The organism is Clostridium sp. NSJ-145, from assembly GCF_021044725.1.
Classification (GTDB): Bacteria; Bacillota; Clostridia; order Clostridiales; family Clostridiaceae; genus Clostridium; species Clostridium disporicum_B.
On the sequence record NZ_JAJNOS010000011.1, the window covers coordinates 129,824 to 150,010 of the forward strand.

Annotated in this window: 15 protein-coding genes; 13 read left to right on the forward strand and 2 right to left on the reverse strand. The window is 26.7% G+C overall.

What is annotated here, in order from left to right; translation table 11 throughout:
• Positions 1 to 28 precede the first annotated feature (28 nt).
• The 5 genes from LQE93_RS11270 to LQE93_RS11290 all read left to right on the forward strand — a co-directional run bounded on the left by LQE93_RS11270 (position 29) and on the right by LQE93_RS11290 (position 5,639).
• On the forward strand, positions 29 to 1,012 hold the full coding sequence (locus LQE93_RS11270) for a glycosyltransferase family 2 protein (RefSeq protein WP_231073701.1): 984 nt from the start codon (positions 29 to 31) through the stop codon (positions 1,010 to 1,012).
• Positions 1,013 to 1,177: 165 nt separating this feature from the next.
• Positions 1,178 to 2,236, forward strand: a complete 1,059-nt coding sequence (locus tag LQE93_RS11275; RefSeq protein ID WP_231073703.1) for a polysaccharide pyruvyl transferase family protein — start codon at positions 1,178 to 1,180, stop codon at positions 2,234 to 2,236.
• Positions 2,237 to 2,267: 31 nt separating this feature from the next.
• Positions 2,268 to 3,785 carry a lipopolysaccharide biosynthesis protein gene (locus LQE93_RS11280; protein ID WP_231073705.1) on the forward strand — a complete coding sequence of 506 codons (1,518 nt, stop codon included), beginning with the start codon at positions 2,268 to 2,270 and terminating at the stop codon, positions 3,783 to 3,785.
• Between the two features lie 23 nt (positions 3,786 to 3,808).
• On the forward strand, positions 3,809 to 4,684 hold the full coding sequence (locus LQE93_RS11285) for a glycosyltransferase family 8 protein (protein ID WP_231073707.1): 876 nt from the start codon (positions 3,809 to 3,811) through the stop codon (positions 4,682 to 4,684).
• A 229-nt stretch (positions 4,685 to 4,913) separates the two neighbouring features.
• A complete protein-coding gene (locus LQE93_RS11290; protein ID WP_231073709.1) occupies positions 4,914 to 5,639 on the forward strand; it encodes a glycosyltransferase family 32 protein in 726 nt (241 codons plus the stop codon).
• 254 nt (positions 5,640 to 5,893) lie between these two features.
• Here the strand turns inward: LQE93_RS11290 and LQE93_RS11295 are convergent, their stop codons facing one another.
• Positions 5,894 to 6,922, reverse strand: coding sequence for an LCP family protein (locus LQE93_RS11295; RefSeq protein WP_231073711.1), 1,029 nt, complete (start codon positions 6,920 to 6,922; stop codon positions 5,894 to 5,896).
• A 155-nt stretch (positions 6,923 to 7,077) separates the two neighbouring features.
• Between LQE93_RS11295 and LQE93_RS11300 the strand changes: the two genes are divergently transcribed.
• From LQE93_RS11300 to LQE93_RS11315, 4 genes are all read left to right on the forward strand, one after another.
• A complete protein-coding gene (locus LQE93_RS11300; protein ID WP_231073713.1) occupies positions 7,078 to 8,625 on the forward strand; it encodes a cell wall-binding repeat-containing protein in 1,548 nt (515 codons plus the stop codon).
• Positions 8,626 to 8,741: 116 nt separating this feature from the next.
• Complete coding sequence (locus LQE93_RS11305) at positions 8,742 to 11,639, forward strand: cell wall-binding repeat-containing protein (RefSeq protein WP_231073714.1); 2,898 nt, start codon at positions 8,742 to 8,744, stop codon at positions 11,637 to 11,639.
• 183 nt (positions 11,640 to 11,822) lie between these two features.
• Positions 11,823 to 12,770, forward strand: a complete 948-nt coding sequence (locus LQE93_RS11310; RefSeq protein ID WP_231073716.1) for a glycosyltransferase family 2 protein — start codon at positions 11,823 to 11,825, stop codon at positions 12,768 to 12,770.
• Between the two features lie 18 nt (positions 12,771 to 12,788).
• Complete coding sequence (locus LQE93_RS11315; protein WP_231073718.1) at positions 12,789 to 13,175, forward strand: GtrA family protein; 387 nt, start codon at positions 12,789 to 12,791, stop codon at positions 13,173 to 13,175.
• Positions 13,176 to 13,205: 30 nt separating this feature from the next.
• Here LQE93_RS11315 and LQE93_RS11320 read toward each other — a convergent pair whose 3' ends face one another.
• Positions 13,206 to 14,726: a DUF6056 family protein gene (locus tag LQE93_RS11320; protein WP_231073720.1), complete on the reverse strand. Its 1,521-nt coding sequence runs from the start codon at positions 14,724 to 14,726 to the stop codon at positions 13,206 to 13,208.
• A gap of 327 nt (positions 14,727 to 15,053) precedes the next feature.
• On the opposite strand from LQE93_RS11320, the gene LQE93_RS11325 reads away from it, so the two are divergent.
• From LQE93_RS11325 to LQE93_RS11340, 4 genes are all read left to right on the forward strand, one after another.
• A complete protein-coding gene (locus LQE93_RS11325) occupies positions 15,054 to 16,238 on the forward strand; it encodes a DegT/DnrJ/EryC1/StrS family aminotransferase (protein WP_231073721.1) in 1,185 nt (394 codons plus the stop codon).
• Positions 16,239 to 16,265: 27 nt separating this feature from the next.
• Positions 16,266 to 17,582: a nucleotide sugar dehydrogenase gene (locus tag LQE93_RS11330; RefSeq protein WP_231073722.1), complete on the forward strand. Its 1,317-nt coding sequence runs from the start codon at positions 16,266 to 16,268 to the stop codon at positions 17,580 to 17,582.
• A gap of 78 nt (positions 17,583 to 17,660) precedes the next feature.
• Entirely contained in the window at positions 17,661 to 18,839 is a 1,179-nt protein-coding gene (locus LQE93_RS11335) for a DegT/DnrJ/EryC1/StrS family aminotransferase (RefSeq protein ID WP_231073724.1), read from the forward strand.
• A 173-nt stretch (positions 18,840 to 19,012) separates the two neighbouring features.
• A complete protein-coding gene (locus tag LQE93_RS11340; protein WP_231073726.1) occupies positions 19,013 to 20,185 on the forward strand; it encodes a glycosyltransferase in 1,173 nt (390 codons plus the stop codon).
• Positions 20,186 to 20,187 lie beyond the last annotated feature (2 nt).

Below are 20,187 nucleotides of genomic sequence, written 5' to 3' on the forward strand. Positions count from 1 at the left end.
TTGTATTTTTAACACAAGGAGTAGGAAGATGTGCAAAATAAGTGTAATTGTACCTGTATATAACGTTGAAAAATACTTAGAAAAATGTATTATCTCAATTTTGGGACAGACTTTTAAAGATTTTGAATTAATATTAGTAAATGATGGTTCCACTGATTCATCAGGAGAAATCTGTAATAAATATAAAAAGATTGACGAAAGAATTAAAGTTATTTATCAGAAAAATAGTGGACTAAGCGCAGCAAGGAATGCAGGTTTAGAAATGGCAAAAGGAGATTATATCGGATTTGTAGATAGTGATGATTACATAAATAATAATATGTATGAAACGATGTTTAAATTAGCACAAGAAAATAATGCAGATATAGTACAGTGTAAATTTAAAAAATTTTATAATGATTTTTTAGAAGAGAATGAAGAAAATAATACAAATAGAATTTTTAATATAAGTAATTCAGAAGAAGCATTATATAAATTACTATCAATTGGAGATATGAATGTTCAATGTGTAGTTGCATGGAATAAATTATACAAATCAAATTTATTTAATGACATAAGATTTCCAATAGCAAAAATACACGAAGATGAATTTACGACTTATAAGTTATTTGATAAATCAAAAAAAATAGTATTTTGCGAGAGTGAAATGTATTATTATAGACAAGTTGATGGAAGTATAATGAACTCTAAATTCAATAAAAGAAGATTACATTACCTGGAAGCATTAGAGGAACAACTTTGTTATTTTGAAAATAGAAATAAAGAGATATATAAAGAAATTTTAATTAAATATGAATTAAATTTAAAGATATATTATTTTAGAGTAAAAAGTAATATTGAAAATAATAAAGAGATTTTAAAAGAGATTAGAAAAAAATACTATGTAGTATTTAAGAAATTATGTGAAAATAATAAGTTTATGCTTAAAAGAAAGTTGATAAATATATTATTTTTAGTAAGTCCAAATTTATTCCAAAAGATTCAAAAAAATAGACATAAAGATTTATATTAAATGTAAATTAGAGTAAAAATAAATAAAATTAGCATTAAGAAGGAAAATAAATCAAATTTGATATAGCAATATTTTAATAGGTATACCAATACAATTATTATAATCAAATGTGAAGTAGTTTGAAGATGTGATTGTTAAAAAAATTGTATTGTTTAGGAGATTATTATGGATAAAAGAATAATAAAAAGTATATTAGGAGAAAAAAATACTCAAAAAATAAAAATATTTAAAGGAGTAAAATATAAGAATCTATTTAAAGAATATAAGGATAAAAAGAAAATAATATATATGTTACTTCCTAGTCATGGTAATATTGGAGATCAAGCTATAGCATTAGCAACTCTTAAATATTTAAAAGATAAATTTAATGAGTTCGATATAATTGAAATTTATAGGGAAGATACATATAAGTATATTAAAGCAATTAAACAAGTTATTAATGATGATGATATTATAATTCTTCATGGTGGAGGAAATATGGGAAACCTATATCCTGTTGAAGAACAAGACAGAAGAGCAATTATAAACTTATTTCCTAAAAATAAAATAATATCAATGACACAAACAATAAGTTTCAGTAATGATATAGAAGGTGATAAAGAATTACAAGAAACAAAAGAAACTTATAATAAACATAAGGATTTGACTTTAATTGCAAGGGAGAAAAGATCCTATGAAATAATGAAAAATGAATTTGATATTAAAAATATTATTTTAAATCCAGATATAGTTTTATATTTAAACGGTATGTTAGATATGAAAAGTATGGAAAGAAAATTTATTATGACATGTTTGAGAAGTGATAAAGAAAGCATATTAGGAAATAAAAAGAGTATATTTATTTCAAAATTGAATGAAAGTTATACTGAAGTATTTAATTATGATACTGTGGTTAAGAAATCATTAAAAGGGCAAGAACGTATTGATGAAGTAAATGATATGTTTAATAAATTTATGTCATCAAAATTAGTAATTACAGATAGATTACATGGGATGGTTTTTGCAGCTATTACTAAAACTCCATGTATTGTAACAAAATCATTAGATCATAAAGTGGTAGGTACTTATGAGTGGATAAAGGATTTAAATTATATAAGATTAGTTAATGATTTAGAGTTTGATAAGATTAAGCCAATAATAGAAGAACTTATATCATTGAAAGAATATACAAAGATAGATTTAAATTCAAAGTATTTCGATAAATTAAAGAATAAAATACTATAAAAGAGAGTTTTTGTAAAGGTAGAGGTAATTTATGACAAAAAGTAGATCTAAAAATGCAATTATAAATATGTCAATGAGTTTTTTGAATCAATTTACTACTTTAATATTAAGTTTTGTATCTAGAACTATTTTTATTAAGGTGTTAGGTATTGAATTACTTGGAATAAATGGATTATTTTCTGATGTTTTAAGTTTATTGTCTATGGCTGATTTAGGATTTAATACTGCAATGGTATATAGCTTTTATAAACCAATTGCAGATAATGATACAAAGAAGATTTCAGCATTAATAAATTTTTATAAAAAAATATATAGAACAATAGCTATTTCGATAACTGTTATTGGAGTAGCATTCACTCCATTTATACATTTGATTGTTAATACACCTGAACCTATACCATTATTAAAAGTATATTACTTATTTGCATTAGGTGGAGTAATAATCTCATATTTATTTGTATATAAAACATCAATTATAACAGCAGACCAAAAAAATTATGTTGTTACAAGAATAACAATAGTTATAAATTTTATAAAAACTATAATTCAAATAGTATCTTTAGTTATATTTAAGAATTATATTTTATATTTGGCAATAAATTTGATTGGTAATTTTCTTAATAACTACATTGCCTCAAAAAAAGCAGTTGTTTTATATCCATATATAAAACAAAAGGAAGATTTGGGATATGATGATAAAAAAGGAATATTTGAAAATATAAAATCAATATTCTTGTATAAACTAAGTTCATTGTTACTGAATGCAACTGATAATACAATAATATCAATATTGGTTGGAACTATATCTGTAGGATTATACTCTAATTATTTATTAATTACAAATAAATTAAGCATGATTATACAAATTGTATTCGGTTCATTAACTGCTAGTATTGGAAATGTAGTAGTAAAAGAATCACACAATAAAAGATATGAGATTTTTAAAGCAACTCAATCTATAAGTTTTATAATTTGTGGTATAGTAGTAAGTAATTTTTATTTGTTAGTTAATGATTTTATTAAAGTATGGTTGGGAGAGCAATATCTTTTAAGTAATACAGTTGTAATAGCTATTACATTGAATATGTACTTATCTTGTATATTACAACCTTTATGGACATATAGAGAAGCTACAGGATTATATGTAAAAACAAAATATATTATGCTTGTTGCTGCTATAGTAAATCTTATTTTATCTGTTATGTTAGGTAAAGTAATGGGGATAGCAGGAGTGATTTTAGCTTCTGTTTTTGCAAAATTAACAACATACTTTTGGTATGAGCCAACTATATTGTTCAAGGAGTATTTTGCAGAAAAAGTTAATAAATACTATATTTCTATCGGTATAAATGTAATATTAACAACAATTATTATTGTATTTTTAAATAATTCATTTTTAAAGCATAATGTATTTTCGTGGAGTCAATGGTTTATAAAAGCATTTATAAGTGGAAGTATTACAAGTATTTTATTCATATTATTATACTTTAAGAGTGATGGATTTAGAATAATAAGAAGAAAAGTTAAAAACTTTATAATTAGTAAATAAAAGAATATAAATTAGGAGTAATTATGAATATATTATTGGCGATTAATTCAAAATATCTATTACCAGCTAAGGTGTTAATTACATCTATATTTGAAAATAATGATGTTAATATTAATATATATTTATTACACAGTAGTTTAAATGAAGTAGAAATTAAGGAATTAAGAAAAGTTGTTGAAGGTAAATATAATGGAAAACTAATTGATATTTTAATTAATGAAAAAGATTTTAAAGATTTTCCATTAAGTCATCATTTCACAATTGAAACGTATTATAGATTTCTTGCACAATCAATATTGCCAGAAGAAGTTGATAGAATATTATGGTTAGATGCAGATATGATCGTAAAAAAATCAATAAGTGATTTTTATAATCAAGATTTTGAAGGTAAATATGTAGTTGTATGTCAATCTATAAATAAAAATCCTATGGAGATACTACAAAGATTAGAATTAGATAGTACTTCGAAATATTTTAATGCAGGTACAATACTATTTAATTTAAAGGATATTAGAAAAAATATTAAACCATCAATTTATTTTGAATATATTAGAGATAATAAAGATAAGATTAAATGGTTAGATCAAGATGTATTAAATGTAATTTTTAATACTTCGTCTAAGTATGATGATAATGAAAGGTATAATAAACAAATATTTTCGGAGCATAAATTTAATGCGGAACAACTTGAATATATTGAAAATAATACTGCAATAATTCATTATATTGGCGCTATTAAACCATGGCATTACAAGTATGAAAATAAATGTAAAAATTATTATTGGAGATACGCACTTATTAGTGAAGGTATTTTTCACTATATTAGATTTTACTCTTTAAATTATGTATATACTTTATATAAAAAAATCAAATATAAATTTAATTTAGGTAAAGTATAGGTATTTCAATTACTTAAAAAGATTAATAGAGAAAGGTTAGAAGAGAAGTTTTATCTTTTATGTATATTATATTAAAAATTATACTATGTTAATATTAATTTTTTTACTAAATCAATGCAGTGTATATGGTGAAGTTTTATATTATTTAATTATAAAAAATTGATATGAAAATAAAATATTATAATGAATAATGTTTTTGTTAAAAAGAGTATTTTAATGGAGGTGCAATATGGTTATTCCTAAAAAAATACATTATTGTTGGTTTGGAGGGCAACCTAAACCTAAGAAAATAGTAGACTGTTTAGAGAGTTGGTCTATATTAAATGATTATGAAATTATTGAGTGGAATGAAGAAAATTTTGATATAAATTGTAATGACTATGTAAAACAAGCATATGACAATAAAAAATATGCATTTGTATCGGATTATGCTAGACTAAAGGTTTTATATGATCATGGTGGAATATATTTTGATACAGATGTAGAGGTAAAAAAGGATTTAGAACCTTTTTTAGAAAATAATTTATTTTTAGGCTTCATGTATGATTCGTTATTAGGAACAGCAGTTATTGGTGCGTGTAAAAATAATACTATTATAAAGGAATTATTAGATAAATATAATACCATTAAATTAGAATATATACCTAATAACAATATGTTTACAGAATATTTTTTAAAGAATTATCCTAGTTTTAAATTGAATAATGAATATCAAAAAGTTGAAGAAGGAGTAAGTATTTATCCTAAAGAGTACTTTGAGAGACCTACATATAAAAAAAGTATACATTTTTGTGAGCATCATTATACAGCTACTTGGAAAGATGAGAAAAAAAGCATAATAAGAAATATTGCTAAGGCAGTATTACCTAATGTTGTTTATAGAGATATTACACACAAAAGAGTATTAAAACATACACCGTTTTATGATGTATATTTAGAACATAATAAAAAATAAATGATACAGAAAAAATAGATAAATCAGTATCATTATACTATATAATTCATTCATAGCAGACAGTTATAAGAATAAGTGTAGATGCTATGAATGGAGTTTTTAATCCTTGCTTGAGAAGATTTTATATAAGCATGCTTCAAGGAATTCAAAAAATATGATGTGGTTTAATATAATAAGATTACTTAGGTAAGATAAATTTTAAGTATTTATCTTACCTATAATATAATAGTTAGATAATTTTACGGTATTTTTTACTATTTATCATCAAATATATAATCCATCATTTGCTGTTTTGTAGCAGCTTCATCAAATACTAAATAGTAAACACCATCAATAATTTGGCCTTCTCCATAACCATCTCTAGGGAATCTATCTTGTTCTAGCGTTCCACCACCCATTGTAGCAACTTTTGTAGCCAATGAAAGAATATCTGTAGCACCTAAATTTGTTTTTACATAAGGCAATAACTGGTTAATTATTGTAGGATATTGAGTTGGTGATACGGTAAGTGCTTTATTGAATAATTGTTCTAAAACTGTTCTATGTCTTCTTGTTCTCTCGTAATCACCACCAGCTGTATATCTAATTCTTGAATAAGCTAAAGCTTGAACTCCATCTACGTGTTGTGAACCAGCATAGCTTATATGTGGAGAATAAGTTCCATCTTTAGAATTTATGTCATCGATATATCCATTAATATATTGTAGTTCTTCATCTGTTATATCTAATTCAATTCCGCCTAAAATATCGATAATTTTTGGTAAACTAGCAAAATCAACAGCAACAAAATCCTCAATATTTAAACCGAAATTTTGATTTATTGTCTTTATTGATAATTCAGCTCCACCATATGCATAAGCATGGTTTAATTTATCGTATCCATAGCCATCAATATTTACGTATGAATCTCTCATTATTGATGTTATTTTTAGCTTATCATGAACGGGATCTATTGTAGCAATCATCGTTGAATCTGATCTTCCTACACCATCTTCAGAATCTATTCCGAATAAAGCTATATTTTTAATTTTTTTATAATTATCATAAACTTCAAGCTCTTCTGTAGAAGTTACACCTAAGTTTTCTTTGTTTAATTTAACATTATCCATTTTACTAAGAGTTGCATAGAAAACTCCTACGCCAGCTAATATTATTACTAGTAGAATACTTATTATTGTTATAAATATTTTAAAGCCTAATGATTTCTTTTTTCTTTTTTTATTTCTAGAGCTTCTTGAATTGCTTCTAGAATTTCCTGTGTTATTTGAATCTTTATCTCTCATAGTTACACATCCTTTCAAATATAAATTTTACCACTTATTTTTATATACTGTAAAGAATTTGAGAATATTTTGTCTTAATATGTTAAATAATCTATTAATGTTATTTATATATGATATAATTTTATATGTAAAAATTTGTTTGGTGGGGGGATAATATGAACATAAGAAAAATTCTTTTAATGAGTACTATTATATTAGGTATATCATCAGTAAGTGTATATGCAAATGATATAAATTATATTAAAGGGAAAGATAGGTATGAGACAGCGGCATTAATAGCAGATAAGATGAGTTACGATAAAGCTATTTTAGTAAATGGACTAGCTTTAGTGGATGGGTTATCAGCTAGCGGATTAAGTGGAGCTATAAATGCACCTATTTTGTTAACTCAAACTAACTCAATACCACAAGCTACTTTAGATGCTCTTTCAGGAGTTAATACTGTATATATTGTTGGAGGAGAAGGAGTCGTTTCTAAAAGTGTTGAGATTCAGCTTAAAAGTAGAGGTATATCTGTAATAAGAGTTGGGGGAGGTACTAGATATGAGACTTCATTTGCAGTAGCAAATGAAATAGAAAAATATAAATCCATTACTCAAGTATATTATGTAAATGGAATAAGTGGAGAAGCTGATGCTATGAGTATTGCACCTGTAGCTGCGAAGAATGGAAATCCAGTAATATTAACTAATGGTAAATCAACTGTTTATAATAAAAATGTTGAAAGCTTTATTATTGGTGGAACCGGAGTTATGGCAAGTGGATTTGATAGTTATGGCGAAAGATTAGGTGGAAAAACTAGATTTGAAACTAATAAAAATGTAATTAATAGATTTTTTGAGGATAAGTCTGAAGTATATTTAAGTAAATCTATTGAATTAGTAGACGCACTTACATCATCAGCATTAAAAAGCCCTGTAGTATTAGTTGATAATAATTCTGATAAGAGTATAATTGCAGGAGCTAAAAATGTAACAGCATTAGGTGATATAGATAAAAGGGCTATAGCTAGAGCTAGAAGCTATGTTTATGGTGATAAGGTAGTTTTCTATACTCAGCATCAAGATGATGAAACTCTTTTTGCAGGAAGCACTATAGTTGATGCAATAAAATCTGTAGGAAAGGAAAATGTATATATAGTCCTATTTACTAAGGGAAACAAATCAAACATTTTTAATTTAGATAGATATAAGAATTTAACTGATGATGAGAAAGCTACATTAAGAAATAATGAATTAGATGCAGCAGTTCAAAGATTAGGTGTAGATGTTAATAATATAATAAAACTTAATCAAGATGAATATGGAATAGACTATAAAGTTTTAAGTACATTTATTGAGGAATTTGAGAGTAAATATGAAAATGTTACTCATATAACTCACTCTTATAAGTATGATATACATACTGAACATATGCAAACAGGACAAGTTTTTTATGATTTATATAATGCTGGTAGGATAAATGATGTTCGTTTTTTTGCAAGAACAGGTGAAGGAAGTAAAATACCAGTAGACTATTTAATTGAAAGTGTAAGTGACACTGAAGATGAAAGAAAAAGAGTCATAGAAGCTTGTGATGAGTATAAGTTGGACAATAAAGATATGATAAGAGAAGGAATAGGCTATAAATCTGTAGAGTGGATGTTTGATGATTTAGTGAATGACCCTAAGAATACATCATATTTACACAAGCCAGGAGCATAATTGTAGAAGTTTTAATATTATATTTAATTGCATAAAAAAATTTGATAAAATGTAATTATATTGGTAGTAGTTATTGTAATATTACCAGTTTTTATATAAATATAAGGGGGGATAATGTGACAAGAAAAATAAAAAAAATAGTAGCTCAAGCTTTATTATTTACTATGATATTACCTAATATTTCAGTAAGAGCTACGGAGAATACTGTGATTGATAATACTGAACAAATTGTTGAATTTTTAGATGATTTAGGAACTAAAGAGGAAACAATAGAAAATAATATCACTGAAGAAGAAAATTCAACTAATAGTGATGTTAGCACTGAAGAAATTAAAGAAGAAAACAATGAGAGTGAAACAGAAAATGATTCCACAACTGAAACTACTACTGAAACACAAAGTGAATTAGAAGAAAATAGTGAGACAAAAATTATATTAGAAGATGTAAATTCGCTTGTCGGAAGTAAGTACGAAGAGATAAAATTAAATGAAGGTATTGCAAGATATTCTGTTAATGAGGATTATGAAAGAGAAGAGTTTAGACTTATGGCAGAGTCTATGAAAGAATATACTGCTTTACAAACAAAAACAGAAGATGAGTATGAGGTTGCTTTTGCTTATTCAGATGGAAGCTATAGCTTTGTTGATTCAGCAAACACATATGAAGAGGCGATGCGTATTTTAGAAAATACACCAATGCCTATGAGCGATGACAGTATAGAACCTGTAATAATTAGTAAAAGTGGACAAGTTGCTTATTCTACTAATTCAATGGGTCAAATTGTAAAGTATATTAATGGATCTGTAGATCCTACATTTAATAACAATACAAATGTATATACTACAAAAGAAATGACTTCTGCTTTTACATATGTAAATCATGGGTATGTTAAAGATGTACCTGTAATTGAAGAAAGTAGTAAGTCAGCAAAAATTCAAGTTGGTGGATATACTGGTTGGGTAAATAAGGATACAGCGAGTGGGAACTTTGACTTAGAGATAGTACCACTTAATCAAGTTAAAAACCCAAGTTACTATATTTCAGAAGGTGGGGTATTATATCACTTTATTTCAAGAAACTTAAAAGCTAATTTTAATACTAATGGTAGTAAAATTGCTATTGGAGTAGCGCCATCATATATGGTAAATGGAAGAGTTTATTTAAGTTATGATGGAAAGTATTTCTATGATGGAAGTAATATTCAAAATGGATTAAATACTTTAATTAATGATTTAAAAGCAGGACATAATAATAATTCTATAAATGCTAATAATCCACATTATAATTATTATCAATACTTACCTTTTAGAAGTAAAACAATTTATAGTGCTAGTCAGTTGAATACTTTTATAAGTAATAATACTAATAGCAATTCAAAGTTAAGAGGCATAGGACAAGCTTTAAAGGATGCTGAAAAAACTTATGGGGTTAATGCATTATTAGCACTTAGTATCGCTATAAATGAGAGTGGATGGGGAATGTCATCTATATCTCAAAGTAAAAATAATATATTTGGTTTAAATGCAGTTGATACTAATCCAGGTTTAGCAGCAAATGAATTTGCAAGTGTAAAAGATTGTATAAATGATTTCGCGAAAAATTGGATTTCAAGAGGGTATGCAGATCCTGCTGACTGGAGATATTTCGGAGGAATCATAGGAAATAAAGCTTTAGGAACTAATATAAAGTATGCATCAGATCCATTCTGGGGAGAGAAAGCTGCTAAGTATGCATTCCAAGCTGACTTAGAATTATCAGGTGGAGTTAGTAAGCTACAAGATACAAATGCATATCAATTAGCAATCTGTACTACTAACAATGAAGTTAGAAATAGAAATAATATTTTATTATACAAGGTAAATAATAATTTTAATGAATACTCTTCATATGTAGGTGTACCTTTTATAATAACTAATCCTAATGTAGTAAATATAAATGGAAGAAATTCATATGAAGTTTATGCTGATAGAAATACGCCAGTAAATACTGGAGGATCGGCTAATAAGTATCATGGAAACTATGACTGGATAGACAGAGGTTACATTAGCACTTCAGGCGTTAAATTTATAAATACTAGAAAAGATGTTAAACCTATGTTTAGTGTTATAGGTGGTAGAACAAGATATGAAACCACTGTTGAGTTAAGCAAGAGTAAATTCTATACTTCTGATACAGTTGTTTTAGTAAATAATAGTGCAATAATCGATGGTGTTACAGCATCAGCTTTAGCAACAGGATTAAATGCACCAATACTTTTAGCAAATAAAGAACATATAGAGCAATCTATAAAGGATGAAATATCTAGATTAGGAGTAAAAAATGTAATTTTAGTAGGTGGAGAAGGCGTTTTAGGTAATGGTGTAGTTAATACATTAAAATCTATGGGAATTACTAATATAACAAGACTTGGTGGAAGAACTAGATATGAAACTGCCTTAGCAGTAGCAAAATATATAGATGCAAATCTTTATGATATATCTGAAGTATTTTTAGTTTATGGTGGAGGAGAAGCTGATGCTCTAACTGCAGGAGCAATAAGTGGACAAAATAGAATTCCTATTTTATTAACTGACAGTAAAGCTATTAATACGGATGTAAAGAACTTTTTGAAAGGTGAATCTCTGAAAAATGGTTATATTATTGGAGGTACAGGTGTTTTAAGTGATAATGTACTAAATGAGTTAAATTCAATAACTACTAACAATATTTCAGGAAATAGATTAGGTGGCAGAACTAGATATGAAACTAATGCTAGAGTAATAGAGAGATTCTACGGAGATAATCTTAATAGTATATATGTAGCTAAAGGGTTAGACTTAATTGATGCTTTAACAGCAGGACCAATTGCTGCTATAGATGAATCACCAATAGTTCTTGTAGGTAATGATTTAGAGCAAGTACAAAAAGATGTATTATCTCAAAAATCTGCAGCGAGAATAATTCAAGCAGGATTAGGGGTTTCAGATCGTGCAATTAACACTTTAAGAAGTATAATAAATATATATTGTTTATAGTTACTTTTTAGCTGTTGCTTTATGCAACAGCTAATTTTATGTAATACATAATATGTTTATTAAATTACATATTTGGTATATAATAATTACTGTGAAAATTAGGATAAAAGGGATAGGGGGATATGATTAAAATCTCTTAATAGATGTAATTTAACTAAAGTTAAGTATAGTGAGGAATGATTTATGGATAACAATAAATTAATAAGTGTAATAGTACCATGTTATAATGAAAGTGATGGATTAGAAATTTTCTATAATGAACTTTGTAAGGTTGCTAATAATATTAATAATTATAGATTTGAGTTTATATTTATAGATGATGGGAGCAAAGATAATACAATAGATATAATTTGTAATATAGCTAGTAATGATGAGAGGGTTGAATATATATCATTTTCAAGAAATTTTGGAAAAGAATCAGCCATGTTAGCTGGTTTGAAAAATTCAAGTGGAGATTTTGTGGTAATAATGGATGCCGACTTGCAACATCCTCCAACTTTGTTATATGAAATGATAGAAGGTGTTGAATCAGGATATGATTCTGTAGCAACAAAAAGAAAAAATAGAAAAGGTGAACCTAAAATAAGGAGTTATTTTGCAAATTTATTTTATAAAATAGTAAATAAAACTTCTAAAATACAAATAACAGAAGCTGCTACAGATTATAGACTTATGAATAGGAAAATGGTTAATGGAGTATTGAAAATTTCTGAATATCATAGATTCACAAAAGGTATTTTTGAATGGGTGGGATTTAAAACAAAATGGATTGAAATCGAAAATGTTGAGAGAGTAGCAGGTGAAACTACTTGGTCATTTTGGAGCCTTTTGAGTTATGCGATTGAGGGAATAGTTTCTTTTTCGGTTGCACCTTTAAAGATAGCGAGTGTATTAGGTGGGATAGTTTCAAGTGGAGCATTTATTTATACAATATACATAATTATAAGAACATTAATTTTAGGCAAAGATGTTCCTGGGTATGCATCGTTATTAAGTATAGTTTTATTCCTTGGAGGAATTCAGCTTATATCCATAGGTATTATAGGTGAATATTTATCGAGAACTTATATGGAAACTAAGAGGAGACCCAATTACATAGCTGACTTAACTAATATTAAGGATGTAAAATAAAAGTATTGGAGTAAGAATATGAATTATATTAATTCGAATTTTATAAGGGAATTTTTAAGGTTTGTAATAGTAGGAATAATTGCAACAGCTATAAGTTATGGCGTTTATATAGCTTTTGAAAAGCTAGGACTTCAGTATAATATAGCATATACTTTAGGGTACATTATAAGTTTTTGTTTTAATTATGTAGCATCTACATATTTTACTTTTAAAACTAAGGCAAATGTAAAAAAAGGAGCAAAATTTACTTGTGCTCATATATTTAACTATTGTTTACAAATGATCTTATTAAATATATTCATTTATATTGGAATTGGAAAAGGAATAGCACCTATTTTTGTTTATGCAATTTCAATTCCTGTAAATTTTATAATTGTAAGAATTGCTTTAAAAGATAAGAAATAATAAAAAACCACGATAATTCGTGGTTTTTTATTATTCAATATAATTAATAATAGTATTTTCATTAATTTTATAACACTGCTTCATAAAGTAAGGCATGTTATTCCAGTTACCTAAATTATAACCGTACATACTAGGAGGAACCTTTTTAAGTTCAAGAGTATCCTTATCAGCGCTATTTTGATAATTTTTAATAACATTTAAATTATAAGCTATTTCTTTAGAAGTAATCTTATAGCCATTAAAGTTTTGTAGGAAAAATTTTGTGGATACAAAAATTAATGGAATTACAATTAAAATAAACAATAATTTATTAAATTTAAATAAGTTATTATTAAATAACTGAGTAAATGTATATGAAATAAATATAAACATTAAGATAAGTGATGGAAATATAATTTTATATGAATCAGCAAATCTTGAATCAGCTACCAATAACATTATTTGTGCACCAACTGCATTAATTACACAAAATAATATAAATGGATTATATTTATATAACATAATTAATGTTGATGTATAGAATATTGAAAAAAGATATATTGAAGTAAAACCTAAATAAAATAGCTTTATTTTAATTCCAGAAGAAGTTATATCATAATCTTTAATAACAATTGCATAAAAATATGCTAGAGTAGATAGCACCAATGCAATTAATGTTAAAGAAGATAATATTTTGTTGAAAGTGCTTTTATTATCTTCATTTAGGATAAAATATAATAACCATATAATAGAACTAATACAAATTAACAAAATAAATATAGATACTGGTCTAGAAAATATATTACTTTTCAATAATGCAAGAATAGTATTTTTTATTTGAATATGTACTCCTGAGTCACTCTCAAATAACATTCTTTTTATTGATCCATATGTAACCAAACCATATCCAATAAATAATGATATATAATAGGATAAATGATTTAACGTAAATTTATATTTCTTAAAAATAATAAAATAAAGTGATGATAATACAGCAAAACCTAAAGAGATCATCCCAGCTTGTTGAGTTGATGAACCAGCAAAGAAAGCAAGAATTATAATAAACCAACTTATTTTTTTTATATTATTTTTATTTAAGTAAAATTTATAAAATGTATATCCAAATAAAATTGCCACAACTATTGGATAAAGATAGTTAAGTGAACATGCTGCATAAAAAATAGTAGTTGTAGCTATACGTGCTGGTAAAGTTAGAAATAAAGTACTACTTATTAAAACAGCAGGAAATAACTTTGAAGAATTATTTTTATTATTATCTAATAAACAGACTTTAGCTATTAAATATGCAGCGAGAGTAATTACTATTGGATTAAAAATTCTAAACAGCAATACATCATATTTAACTAAACCAAGAAGTAAAACATGAACCCAAACTCTACCATTTAAATTGAGTTGCTTTAACATAAAGTTAGGCAAAAAACTTAATGTATTTTGTGCATCTCTAGAATAGTATAAATCGTCAGCGTAAAGAAAAACATATTTATGTATGATAAACATTGCCACTAATAATATTACAAGTGGTATAAAACTATAAAAAGATTTTTTTTTCATAAGTATCCTCCTAAATTACAATCTAAAAATTAGTATAACATATTGTAAATACATATGAATATGCATTTGCTTATTTAAAGAGTTTTATTATGAAAAATATACGTAATATACTAATTTATGTATGAATTACAGAGAAAGTTGAAATAAAATATACATATTAATATTTTAAATGTAAAATTTATAGATAAACTAAGAATTAATAATTATTACGAAAGTATTAAATAACCTATATTAATTGAAAAAAATAACACTTTTTGTTGTCAATATTTTTATTTGTGCTAAAATGGTTTTAGTAAGTTTAAACATAATAATATTGAGGTGAATCTGATGAATATACCATTAATAGACTTAAAAGCTCAGTATGAATCATTATCAGATGAATTAAATAAAGCTGCATTAGAAGTTTTATCATCTGCAAATTACATACTTGGCAAAAATGTAGTAGAGTTTGAAAAGGAATTTGCTGAATATGTAGGGGTAAAGCATGCTATTTCAGTAGGGAACGGAACAGATGCTTTAGTAATAGCTTTAAAGGCAATGGGAATAGGTGAAGGTGATGAAGTTATAACTACACCATTTACATTCTTTGCAACAGCAGAAAGTATATCAGCAGTTGGAGCTACACCTGTATTTGTTGATGTTGATAAGAATACTTTTAATATAGATGTAACAAAGATAGAAGAAAAAATAACAAGTAAAACAAAGGCTATAATGCCAGTTCATATATTTGGTCAATCAGCTGATATGGATGAAATTAATAAGATAGCTAAGAAGTATAACTTATTAGTTATAGAAGATGCATGTCAAGCTATAGGTGGAAAGTATAAAGGTAGAAATATAGGATCATTAGGTGATGTAGCATGTTTCTCATTCTTCCCAACAAAGAACTTAGGTTGTGCTGGTGATGGAGGAATGATTGTTACTGATAATGATGATTTAGCAGTTATAATAAGAGCACTTAGAACTCATGGAAGTGGAGAAAATGGTCAAAAGGCATTTAATCTACTAAATGGTGTAGAAGAGGACATTATGCAAGCTGAATCAGGAAATGATACTGTATATAATCCATTAAAGTATTATAATTATTTAATAGGATACAATTCAAGATTAGATGCTATTCAAGCAGCTTTATTAAGAGTTAAGTTAAAGGAAATAGATAACTGGAACTCAAAGCGAAGAGAAATAGTGGATATATATAACAATGAGTTTAAAGAGTTAGATTTAGTGACTCCAGTTTGTGATGATAAAAACGAGCACGTTTATCACATGTATATTTTACAATCAGAGAATAGAAATGAAGTTTTAGAGAAATTAAAAGAAAGAGGAGTAGCAACAGGTGTTTACTATCCTGTACCATTACATCTTCAAAAAGTTTATAAAAACCTAGGATATAAAGAAGGGGATATGCCAGTATCTGAGTATTTATCACACAGAACTTTTGCTATACCTGTGTATCCAGAATTAACAGAAGAGCAAATCAAATATATCGTAGAGAGTATTAAAAATAATTAATCCTTAAGAAAGTCGGAGGAGATTAGGATGTCAGAATTAAAGGAACAATTACTTAGCAAAATTAATAATAAACAAGCTAAAGTTGGAGTAGTAGGATTAGGTTATGTTGGATTACCTTTAGCTGTTGAAAAGGCAAATGCAGGTTATGAAACTATAGGATTTGACGTACAAGATTCAAAAGTTAATATGGTAAATAATGGAGAAAACTATATAGGTGATGTAGTTGATGCAGAACTAAAGGAATTAGTTGAAGCAGGAAGATTAAAGGCTACTACTGATTTTAGCTTTATTAAGGATGTTGATACAGTTTGTATTTGCGTTCCAACTCCATTAGATTTATATAAGCAACCTGATTTATCATATGTTGTAACTTCTACTAAAGCAGTAGCTCAATATCTTCATAGAGGGATGATAGTAATATTAGAAAGTACTACTTACCCAGGAACAACTGAAGAGGTATTAAAGCCGATATTAGAAGAAAGCGGATTGAAATGTGGAGAAGACTTTTTCTTAGCATTCTCTCCAGAAAGAGTAGATCCAGGTAATAAGCATTACAATACAAAGAATACTCCAAAGGTTGTTGGAGGATGTACTGAAGCTTGTACTGAAATTGCAGCAGCTTTATATGAAAATGTATTAGAAGGTGAAATACACAGAGTTTCATCTCCAGCAGTAGCTGAAATGGAAAAAATTCTTGAAAATACATTTAGAAATATAAACATAGGGTTAGCTAATGAAATGGCTATACTTTGTAACAGAATGGGAATTGATGTATGGGAAGTTATAGATGCAGCTAAAACTAAGCCATATGGATTTATGCCATTTTATCCAGGTCCAGGTTTAGGTGGACATTGTATACCACTAGATCCATTCTACTTAGAATGGAAGGCTAAAGAATATGATTACCATACTAAGTTAATTGAGACTTCAGGAATTATAAATGATTCTATGCCAGAGTTTGTTTTAGAAAATATCATGAAGATATTAAATGGACATAAGAAAGCATTAAACGGATCAAAGGTTCTTGTAATGGGATTAGCTTATAAGAATGATATTGATGATTACAGAGAATCACCATCATTTAAAGTTATCGAATTATTAGAAAAGAATGGTGCAGAAGTTATAGTTAATGATCCATACTGTCCTGAAGCTAAGTACAAGAATAAGAAATACTATTCTGTAGATTGGAAAGAAGTTATAGATGAATGTGATATAGTTGTTATAACTACTAATCATAGCTGTTATGATTATGAAGAAATAGTTGCTAGATCAAAAGCAGTATATGATACTAGAAATGCTACAAAGAATGTTGTAAATAATAGAGAAAAGATTTCTAAATTATAAAATATTGACTATGAGAGGAGAGGTAGATTTTAAAACACTCTCTCTTTTCTGTATTTTGATTTGATAGGAGTGAAATAAATGAGTGAAAGAAAAGTTATACCTTTTTCACCACCAGATATAACTCAAGCAGAAATAGATGCAGTTGTAGAGGTTTTGAAATCAGGATGGATAACATCAGGACCAAACTTAGCTGCCTTTGAAAAAGAGATAGAGGAATACTGTGGAGTAGAAAATGCAATAGCGTTAAATAGTGCCACTGCTGCTATGGAATTAGTTCTAAAAACTTTAGATATTAAAGAAGGTGATGAAATAATATCAACACCATATACTTACACAGCTACTTCAAGTGTTGCAATTCATAGGGGAATAAAGCCTATATATGTAGATGTTAAGAAGGATACATTCTTTATGGATGAAGAAAAGCTAGCTGAAGCTATAACTCCTAAAACAAAGGTTATAATGCCTGTAGATATAGCTGGTTACCCATGTGATTATGATGGTATTAAGAAAATATTAAAGGATAAGGGTAGAGAAGATATAATTATCCTTTGTGATTCAGCACATTCTTTTGGTGCAAAATACAAAGGACAAAGGGTTGGAAGCCAATGTGATTTTCACTCATTTTCTTTCCATGCTGTAAAAAATCTTACAACAGCAGAAGGTGGAGCTCTTACTTATAATGATAATATAGATAAGTTTAAGGTTGAGAATTTATTAGCTAAGTTTAAGCTTACAGCTTTGCATGGGCAATCTAAGGATGCCTTATCAAAGATGAAAGCTGGAGCTTGGGAATATGATATTATAACTGATGGATTTAAGTGTAATATGACTGATATAAATGCAGCTATTGGAAGAGCTCAACTTAGAAGATATCAAAATATGTTAGATCATAGAAAAGCTATATGTAATATTTATAATGATATCTTAGGAAAAGAAGATGTTTGCATAATACCTAAGTTTATTGATGAAGATGGTACAGAAAGTTCTTATCACTTATATCTTTTAAGGTTAAGAGGATTTAACGAAGAAAAGAGAAATAAAGTAATACAAAAGATGGCTGAAAGAGGAATAGCAACTAACGTTCATTATAAGCCATTACCTATGTTTACTTTATATAAGAATTTAGGATACAAAATTGAAGATTATCCAAATGCATATGCACAATATGAAAATGAGATTTCATTACCGGTATATAGCACTTTATCATTAGACGATGCAAAGTTTATTGCAGAAACTTTAGTTAAGATAATAAAGTAATAATAAAAATAATATATTAAAAAATATATATTATTAAGATATAGTAGAATGCTATAATATAAAAATAAATGAGTTAATATTTTAACTCATTTATTTTTATGGAATTGTATACTTTTATTAATATGATATAATTTACATAATATAGTTATAAGATTTCAAAAGGAGATTATTTTATGCATATTCTAATAATTCCTTCAGCATATCCAACAAAAGATGCACCTTTAAGAAGTACATTTTTTAAAGAACAGGCTTTAGCTTTAAAAAAGGCAGGAAATACTGTAGGTGTAATATATAATGAAACAAGAAGAATAACTGGAATAAATTTAAATGCTTTAAAAAATAATCATTTTCAAATAAGAGAGTATTGTGAAGATGGATTAAACACATTAAGGCTTCATGGATGGAATATATTCATGATGAGAAATAAAATAGGAATAGATTTTTGGATAAAAAATAGTCTGAAATTATATGATATTTACTGCGAAAAGTATGGAAATCCAGATATAATTCATGTTCATTGCGGATTATATGGTGGTGTATTGGCTAGTATTATAAAAGAGAAGTATAATATAAAGTATGTTATTACAGAACATGCATCTATAGTTATGAATAATTTATTAGATGATTATCATAAGAAACTTTTAAGTAAAGCTTATAATAATGCAGATAAGCTTATAGCAGTTGGAGAGAAGTTAAAAAAATCTATGATGAATTATACAACTAATGATATAGTTGTAGTACCAAATATAGTAGATACATCTATATTTAATTATGGAAATAACAAAAAGAGTGATAAGTTTATATTTGCTTCTGTTTGTTTATTAACTAAGAATAAAAATGTAGATAAGACTATAAAGGCTTTTGCTAAAAATTTTAAGGGAAAATCTAATATTGAATTAATGATAATTGGAAGTGGACCAGAAAAGACATTTTTAGAGGGGTTAGTAAAAGAATTAGGAGTAGAAAAGCAAATAAATTTTGTTGGAGCTGTAAATAGAGAAAATCTTAAAGGATATTTAGAAAAGGCTACTGCCTTCGTTTTACCAAGTAGCTTTGAAACATTTGGAATAGCTTATATAGAGGCATTAGCTTGTGGATTGCCAATTATAGCTACAAAGTGTGGTGGGCCAGAAGACTTTTATAAAGATTATTTAGGATATATGATTCCTAAGGATGATGATATAGCCTTATATACAGCTATGAATGATATGGTAGAGAACATAGATAACTTTGAGAGAGATAAAATTGCTAAATATGTAATAGATACATTTAGTAGCGAAGTTATTTCAGAAAAGCTAAATAAAATATTTTTTGAAGTAATTAATAATAGGCAGGATGGTAAGTAGAG

Coding starts and splice junctions, on each gene's coding strand:
- LQE93_RS11270 (WP_231073701.1), top strand. CDS start 29: ATGTGCAAAATAAGTGTAATTGTACCTGTATATAACGTTGAAAAATAC.
- LQE93_RS11275 (WP_231073703.1), top strand. CDS start 1,178: ATGGATAAAAGAATAATAAAAAGTATATTAGGAGAAAAAAATACTCAA.
- LQE93_RS11280 (WP_231073705.1), top strand. CDS start 2,268: ATGACAAAAAGTAGATCTAAAAATGCAATTATAAATATGTCAATGAGT.
- LQE93_RS11285 (WP_231073707.1), top strand. CDS start 3,809: ATGAATATATTATTGGCGATTAATTCAAAATATCTATTACCAGCTAAG.
- LQE93_RS11290 (WP_231073709.1), top strand. CDS start 4,914: ATGGTTATTCCTAAAAAAATACATTATTGTTGGTTTGGAGGGCAACCT.
- LQE93_RS11295 (WP_231073711.1), bottom strand. CDS start 6,922: ATGAGAGATAAAGATTCAAATAACACAGGAAATTCTAGAAGCAATTCA.
- LQE93_RS11300 (WP_231073713.1), top strand. CDS start 7,078: ATGAACATAAGAAAAATTCTTTTAATGAGTACTATTATATTAGGTATA.
- LQE93_RS11310 (WP_231073716.1), top strand. CDS start 11,823: ATGGATAACAATAAATTAATAAGTGTAATAGTACCATGTTATAATGAA.
- LQE93_RS11315 (WP_231073718.1), top strand. CDS start 12,789: ATGAATTATATTAATTCGAATTTTATAAGGGAATTTTTAAGGTTTGTA.
- LQE93_RS11320 (WP_231073720.1), bottom strand. CDS start 14,726: ATGAAAAAAAAATCTTTTTATAGTTTTATACCACTTGTAATATTATTA.
- LQE93_RS11325 (WP_231073721.1), top strand. CDS start 15,054: ATGAATATACCATTAATAGACTTAAAAGCTCAGTATGAATCATTATCA.
- LQE93_RS11330 (WP_231073722.1), top strand. CDS start 16,266: ATGTCAGAATTAAAGGAACAATTACTTAGCAAAATTAATAATAAACAA.
- LQE93_RS11335 (WP_231073724.1), top strand. CDS start 17,661: ATGAGTGAAAGAAAAGTTATACCTTTTTCACCACCAGATATAACTCAA.
- LQE93_RS11340 (WP_231073726.1), top strand. CDS start 19,013: ATGCATATTCTAATAATTCCTTCAGCATATCCAACAAAAGATGCACCT.